The organism is Thalassospira sp. CH_XMU1420-2, assembly GCF_037029325.1.
GTDB lineage: Bacteria > Pseudomonadota > Alphaproteobacteria > Rhodospirillales > Thalassospiraceae > Thalassospira > Thalassospira povalilytica.
Genome location: NZ_JAYMEG010000007.1, coordinates 101,932 through 122,020, shown reverse-complemented (window position 1 = coordinate 122,020; position 20,089 = coordinate 101,932). Strand labels below are relative to the sequence as shown.

The 20,089-nt window shown below is 53.5% G+C and carries 17 protein-coding genes; 6 read left to right on the top strand and 11 right to left on the bottom strand.

Going from position 1 to position 20,089, the window contains the following annotated elements; all coding sequences use genetic code 11:
- Positions 1-107: 107 nt before the first annotated feature.
- Positions 108-1,223 (top strand): PLP-dependent cysteine synthase family protein, encoded by a 1,116-nt coding sequence (locus WA429_RS18860; protein ID WP_287466510.1) that lies wholly within the window; start codon positions 108-110, stop codon positions 1,221-1,223.
- Positions 1,224-1,371: 148 nt separating this feature from the next.
- Positions 1,372-2,148: a hypothetical protein gene (locus WA429_RS18855; protein WP_101247717.1), complete on the top strand. Its 777-nt coding sequence runs from the start codon at positions 1,372-1,374 to the stop codon at positions 2,146-2,148.
- 62 nt (positions 2,149-2,210) lie between these two features.
- Here the strand turns inward: WA429_RS18855 and WA429_RS18850 are convergent, their stop codons facing one another.
- Positions 2,211-2,654, bottom strand: coding sequence for a hypothetical protein (locus WA429_RS18850; protein ID WP_101247718.1), 444 nt, complete (start codon positions 2,652-2,654; stop codon positions 2,211-2,213).
- Positions 2,655-2,797: 143 nt separating this feature from the next.
- A complete protein-coding gene (locus tag WA429_RS18845) occupies positions 2,798-3,301 on the bottom strand; it encodes an Hsp20/alpha crystallin family protein (protein ID WP_206928422.1) in 504 nt (167 codons plus the stop codon).
- A 332-nt stretch (positions 3,302-3,633) separates the two neighbouring features.
- Between WA429_RS18845 and WA429_RS18840 the strand changes: the two genes are divergently transcribed.
- The 3 genes from WA429_RS18840 (at position 3,634) to WA429_RS18830 (ending at position 7,820) form a co-directional block, all read left to right on the top strand.
- Complete coding sequence (locus WA429_RS18840; RefSeq protein ID WP_068518632.1) at positions 3,634-4,728, top strand: NADH:flavin oxidoreductase/NADH oxidase; 1,095 nt, start codon at positions 3,634-3,636, stop codon at positions 4,726-4,728.
- A gap of 171 nt (positions 4,729-4,899) precedes the next feature.
- The gene (dctP, locus tag WA429_RS18835; RefSeq protein ID WP_287466509.1) at positions 4,900-5,901 is read left to right on the top strand and encodes a TRAP transporter substrate-binding protein DctP; all 1,002 of its coding nucleotides are present in this window, start codon (positions 4,900-4,902) and stop codon (positions 5,899-5,901) included.
- On the top strand, positions 5,901-7,820 hold the full coding sequence (locus WA429_RS18830) for a GGDEF domain-containing protein (protein WP_287466508.1): 1,920 nt from the start codon (positions 5,901-5,903) through the stop codon (positions 7,818-7,820). Before dctP ends, WA429_RS18830 begins: the two co-directional genes overlap by 1 nt.
- Before the next feature lie 218 nt (positions 7,821-8,038).
- Here the strand turns inward: WA429_RS18830 and groL are convergent, their stop codons facing one another.
- From groL to WA429_RS18810, 4 genes are all read right to left on the bottom strand, one after another.
- Positions 8,039-9,694 carry a chaperonin GroEL gene (gene groL, locus WA429_RS18825; RefSeq protein ID WP_068518635.1) on the bottom strand — a complete coding sequence of 552 codons (1,656 nt, stop codon included), beginning with the start codon at positions 9,692-9,694 and terminating at the stop codon, positions 8,039-8,041.
- Between the two features lie 60 nt (positions 9,695-9,754).
- The gene (gene groES / locus WA429_RS18820; protein ID WP_068518636.1) at positions 9,755-10,042 is read right to left on the bottom strand and encodes a co-chaperone GroES; all 288 of its coding nucleotides are present in this window, start codon (positions 10,040-10,042) and stop codon (positions 9,755-9,757) included.
- 390 nt (positions 10,043-10,432) lie between these two features.
- Entirely contained in the window at positions 10,433-11,905 is a 1,473-nt protein-coding gene (locus WA429_RS18815; RefSeq protein WP_287466507.1) for a hypothetical protein, read from the bottom strand.
- An 80-nt stretch (positions 11,906-11,985) separates the two neighbouring features.
- Complete coding sequence (locus WA429_RS18810) at positions 11,986-12,930, bottom strand: rhamnan synthesis F family protein (protein ID WP_287466506.1); 945 nt, start codon at positions 12,928-12,930, stop codon at positions 11,986-11,988.
- Between the two features lie 50 nt (positions 12,931-12,980).
- On the opposite strand from WA429_RS18810, the gene rfbC reads away from it, so the two are divergent.
- Positions 12,981-13,538 carry a dTDP-4-dehydrorhamnose 3,5-epimerase gene (rfbC, locus tag WA429_RS18805; RefSeq protein WP_287466505.1) on the top strand — a complete coding sequence of 186 codons (558 nt, stop codon included), beginning with the start codon at positions 12,981-12,983 and terminating at the stop codon, positions 13,536-13,538.
- Positions 13,539-13,544: 6 nt separating this feature from the next.
- Here the strand turns inward: rfbC and rfbA are convergent, their stop codons facing one another.
- The 5 genes from rfbA to glmU form a co-directional block, all read right to left on the bottom strand.
- Positions 13,545-14,426, bottom strand: coding sequence for a glucose-1-phosphate thymidylyltransferase RfbA (gene rfbA, locus WA429_RS18800; protein ID WP_353799169.1), 882 nt, complete (start codon positions 14,424-14,426; stop codon positions 13,545-13,547).
- Entirely contained in the window at positions 14,419-15,330 is a 912-nt protein-coding gene (gene rfbD, locus WA429_RS18795) for a dTDP-4-dehydrorhamnose reductase (protein ID WP_336107742.1), read from the bottom strand. Before rfbD ends, rfbA begins: the two co-directional genes overlap by 8 nt.
- Entirely contained in the window at positions 15,323-16,393 is a 1,071-nt protein-coding gene (gene rfbB, locus WA429_RS18790) for a dTDP-glucose 4,6-dehydratase (protein ID WP_287466673.1), read from the bottom strand. The genes rfbD and rfbB overlap by 8 nt, the downstream gene beginning before the upstream one ends.
- 272 nt (positions 16,394-16,665) lie before the next feature.
- Positions 16,666-18,489, bottom strand: a complete 1,824-nt coding sequence (gene glmS / locus WA429_RS18785) for a glutamine--fructose-6-phosphate transaminase (isomerizing) (protein WP_101247724.1) — start codon at positions 18,487-18,489, stop codon at positions 16,666-16,668.
- Between the two features lie 88 nt (positions 18,490-18,577).
- A complete protein-coding gene (gene glmU, locus WA429_RS18780; RefSeq protein WP_287466672.1) occupies positions 18,578-19,924 on the bottom strand; it encodes a bifunctional UDP-N-acetylglucosamine diphosphorylase/glucosamine-1-phosphate N-acetyltransferase GlmU in 1,347 nt (448 codons plus the stop codon).
- Between the last annotated feature and the right edge of the window lie 165 nt (positions 19,925-20,089).

The following is a 20,089-nucleotide window of genomic DNA, read 5'->3' as shown; positions in this document are numbered from 1 at the left end:
CGACACAATTTCACTGTAGTTTTTTGTATTATAATCTCCTACACAGATGCCCATTGCCGATCCGCACAGGTCGAAACCACGTGATCCAACAGATGTCAGGAACCAACATGACATATGACCGCCAATGGGTGGCAGACGCCATCAGCATGATCGAAGCTGATTTCAATCGTTCTGCCGACACACATCTGATCCGTCTTGAGTTGCCAAAACTTGATGGCATCGGGCTGTATCTGAAAGATGAATCGACCCACCCGTCGGGCAGCCTGAAACATCGTCTGGCGCGGTCGCTGTTTCTGTATGGATTGTGCAATGGCTGGATCACTCGGGACACCCCGATTATCGAGGCATCAAGCGGGTCAACCGCCGTATCAGAGGCCTATTTTGCCCGTCTGCTTGGCTTGCGCTTCATTGCCGTGATGCCGAAATCGACCTCGCAGCAAAAGATCGATCAGATCGCCTTTTATGGTGGCGAAAGTCATCTGGTTGATCACAGCGGCCAGATTTACGAAGAGTCCCAGCGTCTGGCCCGTGAACTTGACGGTCACTACATGGATCAGTTCACCTTTGCCGAACGGGCAACCGACTGGCGCGGCAATAACAACATCGCCGAAAGCATCTTTGACCAGCTCAAACGCGAACCTCATCCGGTACCGCGATGGGTTGTGGTCGGGGCCGGCACGGGCGGCACATCGTCGACCATCGGGCGTTATATCCGGTATGGGCGCACATTGGGCCAGGGGTGCGAGCTCTGCGTCGCCGATCCTGAAAACTCGGTCTTTTATGATGCGTATGAAACGGGTGACTGCTCGGTCACCGGAACGACAGGGTCACGGGTCGAAGGCATTGGCCGCCCGCGCGTCGAACCCAGCTTCAACCCGACCGTGGTTGACCGGATGTATCGCATCCCTGATGCCGCAAGTTTTGCCGCACTTTATTATCTCGAACGGCATCTTGGCCGACGCTGCGGCGGATCGACCGGCACCAACCTGATTGCGACCCTGTCACTGATCACTGAAATGAAAAAGGCCGGGCAAACCGGATCGGTTGTGACCTTGCTGTGCGATGGCGGGGATCGTTATCGCGACACCTACTACAACCCGGACTGGATCAAGGCGCAGAATATCGATCTCGCCCCATGGATATCGGCCCTTGAACAGTTTGATACGACCGGACTTTTTGAAATGCCGCTCGATCACAAGATCGGTTATAGCAAAACCGGATAAGCATGCGCTTACAAGCGACATCACATTTCCAAGGCCGGGTTGATCACGAACCCGGCCTTTTGCTTTTGCCCGAACCGGTTCGCCGGTTTCTCACAGTTTCATTGTCTCTCCGTCGGAATGCATCGCACTGAATCAAACGAGGCATGTCATGACAACAGAGAAAATTGGCGGCATAGAGCTTTATATCGAGAATGTGGACCTCGAAAATTCCGGGCGGACACAAAAGGTTTACGGGACGAATTGCGCGGATGATTTCTGGGCTTTGCTGTCAAATGAACGCTCTGCATTTGCCTATGTCGACTATCTTTGGGTGCCGCCGGACCTCAAACGCAACACATCCCAAAGCAACCGGGCCCTGTATGCATGGCGTGGAGATACACGAAGCCCCGACGAGATTTTTGGTCATGGCTTTTCACGCCGCGGCACATCCCCGGCAACGCCCGCCATTGTCTATCGCAAAGGCGATCAGGACCTTGCGCATTACACGGCCGTATGCCTTTCGGGGACGCATGAAATCGGCGCCCTTTTCCCGCCCAAGGTTCCCGGTCAGCCGGAACCGGCTGCCGAAACATGGGTTTATTGTGTACGATTACAGGGATACTGGTGCCCGACCTATTCGATCCAGCAGAACGTCTTTAACAATGCCGCCAGGTTCGGGGCGACCGAACGCCAGATGGCGCGACAGAACCTTTATGCCCGTGAACTTGCGGTTCTTAATGTCCCCTATAAGGACGTCGTTGCCGCCATACGGGTTCGCCGTGATTGGGCTGGTGCGGGATATGATGCGGGCGGAACTTTTACCTATCTCGAACTCAGAAAGAACCAGTGGGCAACAACGGAAAACAAAGCCTTTGCCGACCGCATCGGGAACTGGTTGACGAACAACCACCTGATCAACACCCAAAGGGCGCTGCCTACCCCGTAACTAAAAACATGGCGGGTCCGGGCAATGCTGTCCGGACCCGCCAGAAAGAACGTGACACCGGATCAGGATGCGACCAGCGCACCAGATGCAAGGGTATCTTCAAATCCTTCGACCGATTGCTCATAACCGCTATCGGTCTTGTTTGTACCGACCAGCTTTCCCGATAGGTCTTTGAGACTGGATAAAAGTGTCTGATCACGTGCCTGCTGTTCTTCGGCCTTCTTGCGCAACTCTGTCTGATTGACAGCAGCCTGCCGTGCGATCCAGGCAGCATCATCCTTGGCAAGCTTTTTAGCCGTCGCCTCGCCGATGATGATCGCGCCGGAAATTTCGCTTTGCGCGACGGACACTTCTTTGCCACCTGTTTCGACTGCGGTGCAGCTTTGTGCGACACGACTGGCAATGGCGCAAAGCTGATCGGTCTGGGTTTCGGTTCGAAAAGATGCAAGATCGGCCCTATACGCCGTCGCATAATCATTGGCCAGATCGCCAAGTGTGCTGCTCATCTCAGGGTCTCCTTTGATAGTGTGGATACACCAGAAGACGGGCAGCCCGGTCACCATGTGAGGAGCCGGATAAAAAAAGACGGGCGGTAAAAACCGCCCGTCAGGCAACACAGGGAAAGCTTCTCAGGGAGGAGAGACAACACTTAGCCGCTGACAGTAATCTTGCGCGGCTCGGGTTTCTGTTCCGCTACTTTGGGGAGAGTAAGGACCAGAACACCGTTCTTGAATGATGCGGTAATGTTATCAACATCAATCGTATCATTCAGGCGGAACGACCGTTTGAAGCTGCCATAGCTGCGTTCGATGACGCGGGCACCTTCGTTTGACTCACGGGTGGATTTCTTTTCACCTGTGATGGTCAGAACACCTTCAAGGACCGACACATCAACATCATCCTGTTCCACACCGGGAAGTTCGGCAGACAGTTCGATATGATCGTCGGTTTCGTGAACATCGATACGCGGGTTCAAAAGGGTTTTCGCGGCTTCCTTGTCATCGGCAAAAGCCTGTGACGCAGTTACGCGGTCCCCAAAGATCGAACCGATCATGCGATCAAAATCACGGGAAATAAGCGAGAAAGGATCACCATAGGTCGGTGCAGATGCAAGGCGACGTGCGGATCCATTAAGAGTCTGAAGACCAGTCATAATTACCCTCCGTTACAGACGAGTATTCTTGCGCCATCGGCCCAGACCAGGCTGCAACCTTGACGCGTATCGGGGCACCATGCCCCTTTGCAAACTTGAGATAGAGCACAGGAAATTTTCCGCAAGTGGGCCTGCGCATTTTTTTGATATTTTTTGCAACCCGCCCTGATCGCGTCCCCGGTCGCATCCCTGATCGCATCCACCTAACCCGTTAAACGGCCTGTCATTTTTGACAAAATCCAAAACAGAGACTGGCACTCCCGTGCTTGGCGGATTAGCTTCTTTGCATTGTTTGTCGGTCCGAAGATCGACCTCCCTGATAAGGATGATCCATGAGTACTCTTTTTTCACCGCTGTCACTTGGCAAGCTTGCCCTTGATAACCGCGTAATCATCGCACCGATGTGCCAGTATTCCGCAGATAACGGCAAAACCACCGACTGGCACCCGATGCATCTGGGCAACCTTGCCCAGTCCGGTGCGGGATTGCTGATCATTGAAGCAACTGCCGTCGAACCGGAAGGCCGGATTACCTATGGCGATGTCGGACTTTGGGATGACGAAACCGAAGCCGCCCTTGCCAAAACCATTTCCGCAGTGCGCAGCCATTCCGACATGCCGATTGCCATTCAGCTGGCCCATGCCGGGCGCAAGGCATCCTGTGAAAAGCCGTGGCTTGGTGGACATGCCATTGATCCCGACCATGCCAATGGCTGGCAGGTTTGTGCACCGTCGGCTGTTCCGTTCCGTGATGGCGACCCGATCCCCGAAGCCCTGAGCAAATCGCGGATTTCCGAAATCGTGCAGGCCTTTGTCGAAAGTGCCAAGCGCGCTATTCGCATCGGCTTTGACGCGATTGAAATTCACGCGGCACACGGATATCTGCTGCATCAGTTTTTGTCACCGCACGCCAACAAGCGTGACGACGAATATGGCGGATCGTTTGAAAACCGCACCCGTCTTGTTCTTGAAGTCTATGACGCCCTTCGCGCCGAAGTCGGTACCGACTATCCGCTTGGCATCCGTATTTCGGCAACCGACTGGGTTGATGGTGGCTGGGATATCGATCAAAGCGTCGAACTGGCAAAGCTTCTTGAAGCACGCGGATGCGACTTTATCGATGTGTCTTCCGGTGGCCTGCATATTGATCAGAAAATCCCGCTTGGCCCGAACTATCAGGTCCCGTTTGCGGCCCGCATCAAGGCCGAAACCGGCATGACCACCATTGCTGTCGGCCTGATTACCGAAGCAGAACAGGCCGAAGCCATCACCTTTACCGGTCAGGCCGATGCCATCGCCCTTGCGCGCGGCATTCTCTATGATCCGCGCTGGCCATGGCATGCAGCGGCAACCCTTGGCGCCGAAGTCAAAGCAGCCCCGCAATATCTGCGCTGCCAGCCACGCAGCCTGAAGAAACTGTTCGGCTGATCCCCGTCGGGTAAAGCCCCATCCGCAAAAACTAGACGATCGGATAGGTTTTCTTGATGTAGGTCAAGGCTACCTATCCGACCTTTCCCCTACTTTGGCAACATTCTGAAATCATTCAAAACAGCGCGCCTGTTACATGGTGCCTGCCAATTTCTGCCAAGGACCGGGAACGTGAAATCTGTATTGCGCGCACTTGTTATCGCCTGTTGCATGACGCTGACTGTTACTGGCGCGCGCAGTGCCGAAATCCTGATTTCGACCGAAAACACCGCCGATCATTTCCAGACCATTTTCCTTCAGAAATTTGCCGCAACCCTGAATGCCGAGATATCCGAACACAAGTTTCGGGTCATTCATTCGGCCCAGGCCTTCAAGGACCGCGATGTCGCCGAGGCATTATCGACCGGACGGATCGCAATGGCCGCCCCTGGCATCTGGCACCTTGGTCGATTTTCAGCCGACCTCAATGCGCTTTTATTACCCAGTTTCATGGGGCTTGGCTCTGCCGATGTGCGCAAGATTGTCGATGGCGATTTCGGAACGCGATTGAACCAGTCCCTTGAAAAGAACCTTAATGTCCGGGTTCTGGGACGCTGGCTTGATCTGGGACCGGCCCATATTTTTACCCGCAACATTGCGGTCAATCATTTCGGGGACCTTCGCGGATTGCGCATCCGCTATGCCGGGGGCGAAGGCAATGCCTTGCGGCTTAAGGCCATGGGAGCCATTCCTGTGTTGATCCCCTGGCCCAACGTTCCCGACGCCCTTGATCGCAAGGAAATAGACGGTCTTCTGACCACCACCAGCACCGTGGTCAGTGCCGCCCTTTGGAAGCACGGCATTGCCCATGCGTTTCTGAGCTATTCCTATTATCCGTTTTATGTGCCGCTGATTTCCCATGATGTCTGGGCGCGGCTGAAACCGGCAACGCGTGAAATCATCACGCGGGTCTGGGAAGATATGATTGATGGCGGCCGGAAACTGGCGGTCACGCACCAACAGGCATCCCTGATTACCGCGGCACAAAACAATATCGACATTGCCGACCCGGGTATGACCGAACGCCAGAAGCAGCGCCTTGTGCTGCTTGCCCATCAGGGGGAGCTCGCCGCGACAGCAGGCATATCGCAATCTGCCGTTAGCACCCTGACCCAGATCGCGGGACAACCGTAATGCCGGTAAAAACCACATATCCCGGCTGGCGGCGCATCCTTGACGAACAGTTCCTGAGCGTCTTTTTGTCGATCGGATTGCTCCTTGGCGTGTTGTTCCTGATGGCCTGGCAAACGGTCTCAGAACGGCAAACCGCCCGTCAGCGTGCGATCGATACCACCGGCTTTGCTATCACCACCTATGGCGACAATCTTTCAAGCATCCTGATCAAGGCTGACAACACCGCCCTGATGGCGGCACGCGAAGCGGTGATTGTTCCCGATTTTGATCTTGAACGTCATCTGTCAACCATGATCAAGGATGACAACAATCTGGTCGGGTATATCCTGCTTGATGCGGCGGGCAGGATTGCCCATGACTTCACATTTTTTGATTTTGATAAAACCGTCCTTCCGGTTTCGGAAATCATTGCACGCCATCGCGATGACTGGATCGAACCGGCCTTTCGCGCCACATCGACCCTTGGCCTGAAATCTGGATATCTTGCCGTTGAACGCGGCATCTGGTCGCCGAACGGCACGTTTCTTGGCGTGATCATGATCTTTCTGGCGATTGAAAACCCGTATGAGGACACGCCGCTTGAACGGTTCCTTGCCGGATCACGGATGCGGGTTGCGACCCTCAATACCGATGATCTTCTGGCCGAAGTCCAGTCGCCCCATATCGGAGTCACCGACTGGTTCTCCGCCCGTCAGGAAGAAGCTTTCTGGGATCTGAATGCTGACAGCGACAAGATCGATATGGGGGGTGTTGCCCTGTTTGGGGATTTTGTGCTGGCGCGCAAGAACCTTGATGGTCTTCCGATCACCATTTACATGCAGGTGCCGATCAACAGTTTCATGGGCAACTATGACACCACCCGTCAGACCGCACTGATTGCATCGGGCGTGGTGATTGCCGTGACCCTGTTTCTGTTTTTGCAAATCCGCATTGACCGCAAAACCAAACGCCGCAATGAACGCAAGCGCCTTGAACTCGACAAGCGGCTGCAATTCGCCCTTGATAGCACCGGTCAGGGTCTTTGGGACTGGGATTTCGCCAAGCAGCAGGGATACTATTCCGATAACCTGTACCGGTTGATGGAAATCCATCACGGCGAAGTCTGCCTGACCTTTGACAGCTTCAAGGACCGCATTCACGCCGATGACCGCAAACAGTTCGATGCAGCCATCGCCGAACATATCAGCGGCAACAAACCGGCCTTTGAAATAGAAGTCCGCATGCATGTCGGATCGGAAGATCAGTGGAACTGGTTCCATCACAGCGGGTCGGTCATTGAATGGGACCGCAATCGCGAACCCAAACGGATGATCGGCCTGCTCAAGAACATCCACCATCAGAAACTCAAACGGATCGACCTTGAATTCAAGGCTCGCCATGATCCGCTAACCGGGCTTTTGAACCGCACCGCGTTCGAAGATTACGCCCGCCGTGTTCATGCCTTGTCCCTGCGCACGAACCGGCCTTATTGCATGGTGATGCTCGATATTGATCACTTCAAAAAGGTCAATGACACGTTCGGACATGATTGCGGGGATATTGTTCTGAAACGGATATGCGACATCACGTCACGCGCCCTGCGGTTTGAAGAGGAAAAGCTGTTCTTCCGGCTTGGCGGCGAAGAATTCGTGATCTTGCTGCCGCAAAATGATTGCGCTGCCGGGGCAGCTGTGGCCGAACGTATCCGGAAAAATGTCTGTGCAGAACCGATCCTGGCGGATGGCCATCACATTGACATCACCATCAGCGCCGGTGTTGCCGCCCATCGCGACAACGAACTTCCCGAAATCACGCTCAGACGTGCCGACTGGGCCCTTTATCAGGCCAAGAACACAGGCCGCAACCGGGTATATCGCGCGCCGGGTACCACCGATGTCAGCTTCCCGGATTCCGAGACCATGCGCAACACGGTGTTGTGACCTGTTGACCCGAGCAAACGGGATTTTTCCGCCTTTTCGCGAATGCCCCCTTGAACAGGTCCGTTACGCCCCACCCGACCAGATACTGCTTGCTAGCCCGGCATCACGCGCCGCGATTCATGTGCCTGTCTTGTCGCGAATATATGAAATTCCCCAACAGAAAAGGGCCCCGCAAATGCGGAGCCCTTCCTGTAGTGCAAGGTCGGTAGGTGTAAGGCTTAGAAGCCCATACCACCCATGCCGCCCATACCACCCATGCCACCCATGTCAGGTGCGCCGCCAGCCGACTTGTCTTCCGGCTTTTCAGCGATCATGCATTCGGTGGTGATCAGCAGACCCGCGACCGATGCTGCGTCCTGCAGGGCAGTACGAACAACTTTGGCCGGGTCGATGATGCCAGCTTTGATCAGGTTGGTGTATTCGCCTTTCTGGGCGTCATAACCGAACTCGACGTCGTCCTGCTCAAGCAGTTTGCCAGCAACAACCGCGCCGTCTACGCCAGCGTTGGTTGCGATCTGACGAACCGGTGCCTGCAGGGCACGGCGAACGATGTCAACACCGATGGTCTGGTCATGGTTTTCACCTTCGAGACCTTCGAGCGCCTTGACCGAGTACAGCAGAGCCGTACCACCACCAGCAACGATGCCTTCTTCGACAGCCGCGCGGGTTGCGTGCAGAGCATCGTCAACACGGTCTTTACGTTCTTTAACTTCGATTTCCGAAGCGCCGCCGATTTTGATCACTGCAACACCGCCAGCGAGTTTCGCGAGACGTTCCTGCAGTTTTTCACGATCGTAATCAGAGGTGGTTTCTTCGATCTGGGCGCGGATCTGACCAACACGTGCTTCGATCTGTGCTTTTTCACCGGCACCATCAACGATGGTGGTTTCTTCTTTGGTGATGGTGACAGATTTCGCGGTGCCGAGCATATCAAGCGAAACGTTTTCCAGCTTGATGCCAAGATCTTCGGAGACAACCTGACCACCGGTAAGGATGGCGATGTCTTCGAGCATTGCTTTACGACGGTCACCGAAGCCCGGAGCTTTGACAGCAGCGATTTTCAGGCCACCGCGCAGCTTGTTGACAACCAGGGTTGCCAGAGCTTCGCCTTCGATGTCTTCAGCAATGATCAGAAGCGGCTTGCCGGACTGAACGACCGACTCAAGCAGCGGAAGGATCGGCTGAAGCGAGGAGATTTTCTTGTCGAACAGCAGGATGTACGGAGCATCCATTTCTGCGACCATTTTCTCCGGGTTGGTCACGAAGTACGGCGACAGGTAACCACGGTCGAACTGCATGCCCTCGACAACGTCGAGTTCGGTGTGCAGGCCTTTGGCTTCCTCAACGGTGATAACACCTTCGTTGCCAACTTTTTCCATGGCTTCGGCGATCATTTCGCCAACTTCACGGTCACCGTTTGCAGAGATGTTACCAACCTGTGCGATTTCGTCGCGACCGGCAACTTTACGTGCACGGCTCTGGATGGATTCGATGACTTTTGCGGTTGCAAGGTCGATACCGCGTTTCAGGTCCATCGGGTTCATGCCGGCAGCAACGGACTTGTTGCCTTCACGAACGATTGCCTGTGCCAGAACGGTTGCGGTCGTGGTGCCGTCACCAGCCAGATCGGCGGTTTTCGACGCGACTTCGCGAACCATCTGTGCGCCCATGTTTTCGAACTTGTCGGTCAGTTCGATTTCTTTGGCGACCGAAACACCGTCCTTGGTTACGCGCGGCGCACCAAAGGATTTTTCGATAACAACGTTACGACCTTTCGGGCCGAGCGTCACTTTGACGGCATCAGCGAGAATGTCGACACCGCGCAGCATTTTGGAACGTGCGTCGGTGGAGAATTTTACTTCTTTAGCAGCCATAATATTCTTTCCTCTCTATGAGACGGATGAACGTGGACTTAAGTCACCCAAAGGGCTGACTTATTCCATGATGCCCATAATGTCGGACTCTTTCATGATCAGCAGCTCTTCGCCGTCGACCTTGACTTCGGTGCCCGACCATTTGCCAAACAGGACTTTGTCACCTGCTTTGACGTCGAGGGCTACGACCGAGCCATCATCTTTGCGAACGCCAGAACCAACAGCGACGATTTCGCCTTCCTGCGGTTTTTCTTTGGCGGTATCCGGAATAATGATGCCACCGGCAGTCTTGGTGTCGGACTCGACACGACGTACCAGTACTCGATCATGCAGCGGACGGAACTTCATTTTAGACAACTCCGTGTTAAAGCTAAGGCTCGTTTAAAACTACGACTAACCGGGATGAGCCCGTATTAGCACTCACCCCCGGCGAGTGCTAACAGCATTTATTGAAGTGCCTGTTCAAAGTCAATAGGAAGATGCAAAAAGACGCAGAACTGTCACGATTTTTGCGCAATTATGGCCGTTTGAGGCGCGCGAAAAACCGCCATGTGCGACGGGGTGGTGATCACAACATTTTCCGATCACCGACACAACCCCTCGCCGTAAAATAATGCGGGCCCATCCGATCACAATGGGCAACAGCAGAATCGCAGAAAAATATTTATGCCCCCCGGATCAGGGTTCCCGGCGGCCTGTCTATTCGGGTGTACCCGTCGCGCCGGGCACCGGGATCGGTCATTTCAGGTCGAAATAGCGTCCAAGCAATTCCGGCTCGTCAAAATGGCGGCGACCAACAAAGGCCGTTGCATGATGCCCCCACTGGCGCATGGCGCCGGGCTTATCAATCCCCAATGGCCACAAGATAAACCGTTCCAACCGTTCGGTGCCGGGCACAAAACCGTCTTCGTCATACAAGCTGGCAAAGCCTGTCCCATCGCCAAGTGCAAGACTGCCAAGCTGCTGCTCTGCCACAAGGGCGGAGGCAACAGTGTGATGTGCCTCATATTGATCACGGGCCGTAACCGCCATCAGATAGTGACTGACGGCATCGATCCACAGAATCGGCCGGGTGAGAACCGATGACGCCACTGCACCGGCCGGACTTTCCGCCGTTTCGCGGATGTCGCCATCTTCGGGGGCTTCAATCCGGTGCAAAGACGGGCTTGGGAAAAACAGGTGATAACAACCACAGCCATGAATGGTATCGGCAATTAATGGCGCCCCCTTCTCATCAAGGGTCACCCGCCAGATCAGGGCATCAAGATGCCCGGCAAGAATGTCAAACATGCCCTGTACCGGGCGCTCCTGGAACCAGACAGTATAGATGATTTGCGGATGCCATTGATCATTGAACCAGGTGTGACCAAGCCGATAGAAAATCGTTGGCCGATCAATATCGACATGCGCAACCGCCCCTTTGGCCGATAGTGAGGGATGGCCTATCCGGTCGCTGTCAGACTGTACCCGGACGCGAAATTCCGGCGCATAGGCCCGGGCGATATTTTCAAGCTCCACCGCGGTTGGAACCAGCCGGCCAAATGCGTCCTTTCTGATGTCCTCTATGGCAAGGGTCGCAGCCCCGCCATCGTTCTGGCCCGACAATTGATAGTTTTCCCATGCGCCAAGCCCAATCAACGCATCCGGCCCAAGGTCAAAACTGGCCAGATTGTCGCGCTTCCACCCCTCATAGCCAAAATGGGCTGCAAAAGCCGTCAACGGGTAAAACCCGGCGATCCGCTGAAAATCAAGATAGTCGTCCGGAACGAAAACCGACTTCGACAGAGCTTGATAATCAGTGGGAACCAGTTGTGCCGCCATCTGGTCTGCGCACTCTTCAGTACGCGCAAGTGATGACATTGACGCATCGCCAAGATTACGAAACTCCGATGCCCGCGCCGCACGATCAAGCCCACGCATTTGCGCCACCCAGTCGGCAAAAAGCACATCAGCCGCCTGCCCGCCTGCGATCGCAGCGCCAACCTGTTTGCCCATCAGCACCGAATTACGATTTGCGCGCAAGAACGGGAACGCTGCCACTTTGCTGGTGGACGCGTTTCTAATGCCGTGAGTGGCAACAGTGTGATCAAAATCGGAAAGTTGTTGTGCGCAAACCGGTACGGATGTTGCGACATCACCCTTTTGCTGGCTTGCACATGCGCAAAGCAAGCTCAGAAGCACAATGCTCATATAGTGCGAACGAAACTTCAATTGCTTCTCCGTCACTGTTGTTGCCCACCCTTTTTCGTGCATGACCATTGGTGCGCATGAACAGGCTTGCTTTAAGGATGTTACTTTTTCTCTTTTATACCTGATGGCAATATCAGCATGAAAACAGGCAATCCAAGAAACTTTATGTAGTAGCGCCACCAATTTCGCGATTTGGTGTATCTGGCCTTGGTCGATATGAAGCGAGGGTGCCACCAATAGGTTTTAAATGTCCTATAGCGGTATTCGTAGTGCTCTGGCACAGATGTCCCAAGATAACGGCTGACAAGATTATCAACCAGATAACGTGGATAAACCGGGTTCAAAACATCAAGCCAAGTGTTCAGCTTCGGCGCCATGGCCGGGTTGAGGCGGAACAATTTGACCTTGACCAAAGGGCATTTCTTTTTCTTCCACACGACAGGGAAGAAAGCACTGGAAATCATCACATCGTCATGGAACCAACCGCAATAGGTATCTGACCTGTACCCCTCTGCATGCAGAAGGTCAGAAATTCCGAACTCGTACTTATAGACAATGTCACTCTTGCATGTTTCTTGTTCAACCCGGTCCCAGAAATCTGCAAATTTCGGGTCTGATAGAACATTGCGCCGAAAGGCAACAAAGTAACTATTGAGGCTGTAATGTCGTTTTTTTCGAAGGTGGGTTCCTGTGAGTCCCCAAAAATCGACATCTCGTTGATCCATCGCCTCAAACACGTCTTTGAAATCGGCAATCGGCCCGAAACACGAGTCATTCATAATAATGACTTCGTCATAGTTCGGCAGATCATCTTTCACCGCGGCCAATGCAATTTTCCAACTGCCAAAATCGTACATGCCATGGCTTTTGGCATGCACGCATCCTGCCAAGTCGTTTATCTTTCTTACCTCGTTATCGGGCAGAGCACTGTCGGAGACAAAAATGATACGGTCCGCATATGGCGCAACCCCGTCGAGCAAGCGCAAAACATACTCGTCGATAACTGCATCTTTATCATAATGCGCAAATGCGATAAGCCGTTTCATCTATTACTCGTCACCCGATTTGTTGCTGAATTCTGTATAAGGCCCAATCCATGAAGTTTGAAGCCCTTGAAATTCCGGATGTAAAAGTTCTTTACCCAAAGCAGTTTGGCGACGAACGCGGGTTCTTTTCGGAAACTTATAGCCAAAATGCCTTCAGTGCTGCGGGAATCGAGGAAATTTTTGTCCAGGACAACCACTCTCTATCACGTGACACAGGAGTCCTGAGGGGCCTGCATTATCAGTGTCCGCCCTTCGCACAAGACAAACTGGTTCGTGTCGTGCGTGGTCGTATTCTTGATGTTGCCGTTGATATCCGCGCGCATTCAAAAACGTTCGGCAAATGGGTTGCGGCTGAAATCAGTGCGAAAAAGTGGAACCAGATTTTCGTGCCAAAAGGATTTGCCCATGGCTTCGTAACCTTGGAGCCAGATACGGAAGTTACCTATAAAGTATCCGCACCCTATGCACCCGAGACAGAACGTTCCATTAAATGGAACGATATCGACCTTGCGATCAAATGGCCATTTGATGCCAGCGAAGTGACACTCTCCGCCAAAGATGCAGAAGCAATGACATTTGCTGAATATCGAAATGATCCGGCCTTTTAGGGCCGGTCATATTTGATCGAGCGTCTTGAGAACCGTCTGCAAATAGGTTTTGTAAGAGCTGGCACCAAAAGATCCGATCAACTTCTCGAACTGATCGACCGATATCAGGCCGCTGCGTAGTGCTATTTCTTCCGGGCATGCAATCTTGAGGCTCTGACGGTTTTCTACCGTGCGGACAAAGTTTGCCGCATCAAGCATTGCACCATGCGTTCCCGTATCAAGCCAGGCATAGCCGCGCCCCATTTTCTCCACGCGAAGCTGACCACGTTCGAGATACGCCTTGTTCACATCTGTGATTTCAAGTTCACCGCGTGCAGAGGGCTTAACGGAACGTGCGATATCAACAACATCCTGGTCGTAGAAATATAGTCCGGTAACGGCATAGTTGGACTTTGGCTCCGCCGGTTTTTCCTCGATATCCAGGGCAACGCCATTCCGGTCAAACTCAACAACACCATAACGCTCGGGGTCCTGCACAAAATATGCAAAAACGGTTGCCCCTTCTTTCTGTGCCATCGCATTGGCGAGCAAATCCGTAAGCCCGTGACCAAAATAGATATTGTCGCCAAGAATAAGGCAACAATCATCATTTCCAATGAAGTCTGCGCCGACAATAAAGGCATCAGCCAAACCGCGCGGTTCAGTTTGTACCGCGTAATCCAGTTTCAATCCCCATTGGCTTCCGTCACCCAACAGTTCCTTAAATAGCGGCACATCACGAGGAGTACTGATGACAAGAATTTCTCTGATCCCGGCTAACATCAGGGTAGTCAGCGGATAATAAATCATCGGCTTGTCAAAAACCGGCTGCAGTTGCTTTGAAACCACAAGCGTTGAAGGATGCAACCGGGATCCCGTCCCACCAGCCAAAATTATTCCCTTACGCATGCGCATAGCCTTTCTTAAGCTCGGATATTACGGTCGCAAGACTTTCCGAAACCGGCGGCATTTGCATTCCGAAAGTCTTTTGGAATTTAGCGGTCGACAAGACGGAATAACCGGGGCGTTTTGCGGCAGTTGGATACATCTCGGATGTTATCGGCAATACTTCGCAACGACCACCAGACCAATCCGGACCAAACACCTCAAGCCCTGTTGACTGAACAAGTTTTGCAAATCCCCACCAGGTCATCGGATCATCGGAAACCAGGTGGTAAGTCCCGAACCCTTTGAAATCAGGGTCGACAATTTGCGGAACCATTCTCAGCAAAACTTTGGCGATATCATGTGCGCTTGTCGGGCATCCGGTTTGGTCATTCACCACCTTGATTTCTGCACGGCTGCCCATCAGGTTCAGCATCGTTTTGACGAAATTCTTGCCGTAGGCGCTATATACCCACGATGTTCTGAATATCACATGCAACGGGTTTGCCTGTTGCATATCAAGTTCCCCTGCCAACTTGGTTTCACCATAAACACCAAGCGGCGAAACGTCGTCATCCTCGCAATACGGTGCGGTCGCAGTGCCGTCAAAAACATAGTCGGTCGAAAAATGAACGATCGGGATCCCTTGCCTTGCCGTTTCCTCAGCCATAACCCGAACAGCCGTCTGATTGATTGTTCGGGCGGCTTCCTGATCACTTTCGGCTTGATCCACAGCTGTATAGGCGGCTGCGTTAATGACAAGGTTCGGGCGCACGGCCCTGATAACCTCCAGGAGGTTTGACGGGTTCTCGATATCGCATCTGCTACGCCCGAAAAAATCAAGACTGATGTCTGGATGTTCCTTGCCAATCTGCGCAAGGCAGGTCGCCAACTGTCCTTTTTGGCCAAACACTAACGCCTTAATCATTTGAAACGCTCACAGCTTCGCCCAACCGCTCGCCATTGTATTTATTGTTAAGGATTGGCTCCCACCAGGAACGATTGTCGACATACCATTGCACGGTCTGGCGCAAGCCGGTGTCGAAACTGTATTTGGGCGTCCAATCCAGTTCCTTTTGTATTTTCGATGGATCGATTGCGTATCGCCAGTCATGCCCCGGTCGGTCCGAAACATATGAGACAGCATCTTCGAATGAGCGCGCAACATGCTCCGGCACCAAGGTTTTTACGGTTTCAAAAATGGCGCGAACAACGTCGATGTTTTTTACTTCATTGCAGCCGCCCACGTTGTATTTCTGACCAATCTTCCCTTTGGTAAGGATTGTGAACAACGCCTCTGCATGGTCCTCCACATGGAGCCAATCTCGCGTATTGAGGCCTTTGCCATATACCGGCAGTTTTTTTCCATGAAGTGCGTTCAAAATCATCAATGGAATCAGCTTTTCAGGAAACTGATACGGCCCATAGTTGTTCGAGCAATTGCTGATGACGACCGGCAAACCATAAGTATGGTGCCATGCACTGACCAAATGATCCGAACTGGCTTTACTTGCCGAATAGGGTGAACTTGGTGCATACGCCGTTTCTTCGGTAAACAGCCCATCATCGCCAAGCGATCCGTAAACTTCATCGGTGGATATGTGATGAAACCTGAAGGCGCTTTTTTCCGCTTCAGGCAACGCATCAAAATATGCGCGGGCCACTTCAAGCAACGTGAACGTTCCGACAATGTTGGTTTCAATAAAGGCAGCCGGCCCATCAATCGACCGATCAACATGACTTTCAGCTGCAAGATGCATGACAGCAGTCGGCTGGAATTCTTCAAATATCTTTGTAACAGCCTGCTTGTCGCAAATATCTTCCTTGCAGAACCGGTAGTTTGGCAACCCGGCCACACTGTCCAGCGTCCGCAAATCCGCAGCATAGGTTAGTTTATCAAGGTTCAGGACTTCACACTTTTTGTCACGGACCAGAAGGCGACAAACGGCAGAACCAATAAACCCGGCACCACCAGTTACGATAACTCTCATCTTGAACTCTTTGCCTGCAAATCTGCGTTAAGACCGTTGCATGTTTTCGGAAACAACCGGAAAACCGATGGAAACTCCATTCAATTTGCCGTCGGTCAACTGATCATTTTGATAACAGCTTTGTTGGCGTACTTGAAAATGTTTTTGTGCGGAACAAAGCAACAGGCCAACCGGTTCATGATCGTGATGAACTGGCATTTTTGACGGCTTCCAACAAAAAAGCCGGGCACAAACGCACCCGGCTTGATCTTTTCTGTCTCGAAAATCGCCGATTACTCAACCGTCACCGATTTCGCAAGGTTGCGGGGCTGATCGACGTCCGTGCCCTTATGGACGGCAACGTGATAGGCCAGCATCTGAACCGGGATGGTATAAAGGATCGGGGCGACGAAATCGGCGACCTTTGGCAGCTCAACCGTTGCCGATGCCATATCGCCAAGCTTGGAAAGCCCCGGTCCGTCCGAGATAAAGATCACCCGTCCACCACGTGCCGCAGCTTCCTGCATGTTTGACGCGGTTTTTTCAAACAGCTCGTCAGACGGGGCAATAACAATGATCGGAACCGACTGGTCGATCAGGGCAATCGGTCCGTGCTTCATCTCTCCTGCGGCGTAGCCTTCGGCGTGGATATAGGAAATTTCCTTGAGCTTGAGCGCCCCTTCCATCGCAATCGGATAGCCAAGCCCGCGACCGAGATACAAAACGTCTCGGGCATCGGCGATATCAAGTGCGAGCTTCTTAAGCGCCTCGTCATGATGCAGGACTTCGGCTGCATGTTTCGGCACTTCGGTCAGTGCATTGACGATGGCGGCTTCTTCGTCCTTGGCAAGGGTGCCGTTTTCACGGCCAATGGTCACGGCCAGACATGCCAGAACCGTAAGCTGCGTAGTGAATGCCTTGGTCGAGGCAACGCCGATTTCCGGGCCGGCATAGGTCAGAAGAACCACGTCACTTTCGCGTGCAATTGTGCTTTCAGGCACATTGACGATGGAAACGATTTTCTGACCTTTGGATTTCGCATAGCGAAGGGCTGCCAGGGTATCAAGCGTCTCGCCAGACTGCGAAATAAACAGGGCAACACCACCCTTTGGCAGCGGCGGACAGCGATAGCGGAACTCGGATGCCACATCAACATCAACACCCAGACCGGCATACCGTTCGATCCAGTGTTTTGCCACCAGACCAGCATAGAATGACGTGCCGCAAGCAACAATCGTCAAACGGGTCGCATCGGCAAACGAAAACGGCATATCAGGCAGCTTGATCGTCTGGGTCGCCGGGTTGATGAAGGCATGCAGGGTATCGCCAATCACGGCTGGCTGTTCGAAGATTTCCTTCTGCATGAAGTGATTGTAATTGCCCTTGCCCATCATGGCGCCAGATACGGCCGACAGCTTGGTCTCGCGGGTGACATCAACATCATTTTCGTCGCGGACCTGAACGCTGTCACGGGTCATTTCGACCCAGTCGCCTTCTTCAAGGTAAATCAGCTTGTTGGTCAGATGCGACAGTGCCATGGCATCCGATCCCAGATACATCTCGCCTTCGCCCAGACCAACCGCAAGCGGCGTTCCACGACGTGCGCCGAAGATGACATCATGATGCCCGGCAATCATGATCACCAGCGCAAAGGCACCTTCGATCCGGTGCAGGGTGGCGGCAACCGCATCACGCGGTGATTTGCCCTGATCGAGGAAATCGGACACCAGATGGACAACCACCTCGGTATCGGTTTCGGTGGCAAAGACACGGCCCTTTGCCGACAGTTCCGCCTTGATATCCTGATAGTTTTCAATGATGCCGTTATGAACAACCGCAACCTTGCCGTCAGTGTGTGGATGGGCATTGTTTTCGGTCGGCACACCATGGGTTGCCCAACGGGTGTGACCGATCCCGACATCACCGGCAAGCGGGCTTTGTTCCAGGCGGTTGGCAAGATTGATCAGCTTGCCTTCCGCACGGCGGCGTTCGATATCGCCATTGACCAGCGTTGCAATCCCGGCACTGTCATAGCCGCGATATTCAAGGCGTTTGAGGCCTTCCAGAATGCGTTCGCTGACGCTGTCCTTGCCGATAATCCCGATAATGCCGCACATTTTTGTTACGTTCCTGCTTTAAATCGCTTGTCATATCATATGCACCGGCTGCACCGGCGCACGACACATTCAAATTCTTTCTGCCGGTCTATTTCTTGCCGGTCAGGGCGCGCATCTTTTCGCGAAACTTCGCAGCCCATCCAGCCTTTTCAATCCGCTCTGCCCGGGTCAGGGTCAGGGCATCCGCCGCGACCTTGCCGGTAATCGTGCTGCCCGCGCCGACAATCGCGCCATCGCCAATTTCAACCGGCGCCACCAGGGCCGAGTTTGACCCGATAAACGCACCCGCCCCGATATCGGTATGCTGTTTCCGATAACCGTCATAATTGCACGTGATTGTCCCGGCACCGATATTGGCCTTGGCCCCGACACGAGCATCACCGATATAGCTCAGGTGATTGACCTTGGCCCCGTCTTCGACAACCGCCTTCTTGATCTCGACAAAGTTGCCAACCTTGGCCCCCGACCCGATTTCCGCCCCCGGGCGCAACCGCGCATAAGGCCCGATATCAGCAGCATCGCCCACGACACAGCTTTCAAGATGACTGAACGCCTTGATCACGACGTTATCGCCAACCGTCACCCCCGGACCGAAAACCACATTCGGCTCGACAATCACATCACGGCCAAGCTTGGTATCTGCACACAGGAAAACCGACGCCGGATCAATCAGGGTCGCCCCATCATCCATCGCGGCCTTGCGCAGGCGATCCTGCATGATGGCCTCGGCGACCGAAAGCTGCGCACGAGAATTGACACCAAGTGTTTCTTCCTCGTCGACCTCAACCGCGACACAGCGATGTCCGTTTTCACGGGCCACCGCCACCGCATCGGTCAAGTAATATTCACCCTTGGCGTTGGCGTTATCAATCGCCTCAAGGGTCGCAAGCATGTCTTCGGCGCGGAAACACATCACACCGGAATTGCAGAAATTGATCGCACGCTGATCGGCGTCACATTCCTTGTCTTCGACAATCGCCAGAAGTTCACCCGATGTTGCGTCCGTCACCAAACGGCCATAGCCGGTCGGATCTTCGGGACGGAAACCAAGTACTGCAACCGCGTGATCACCTGCTTCGCGTGCGGCTACAAGCCGCTCAAGCGTTTCAGCCGTAAAAAGCGGACTGTCGGCATAAAGAACAAGAACATTGCCCGAAAGCCCAGCCAACGCTTCGCGCGCGGCCATCACGGCATGGGCCGTTCCCAGACGGTCTGTCTGCTCGAAAGTCGGATGCGGGGCGACCGTTTCGACCAGTTTGGGCATGTCCGGCCCGACCACAACCATGGTCTTACCGGCATTGAGCTTTGCCGCCGTATCAATCACGTGATTGACCATCGGTTTGCCGGCAACCTTGTGCATGACTTTGGGCAATGCGCTTTTCATGCGCGTTCCCATACCGGCGGCCAGAACGACAACACTTAACTCAAGTGACATTTATCAATCCGCTTGCTGCATTTTTGGTGCAGCATCCCCTTTTCGTGCTGCGCGCAGATCGCTTGTGACTGCACGGCTATCTGATTTGCAGCAAGTCTTAGAACATATTCCATCCGGGCAAAAGCCCATAAAGAATCACGTTTTGTTACCGCCTGTTAGCGGATG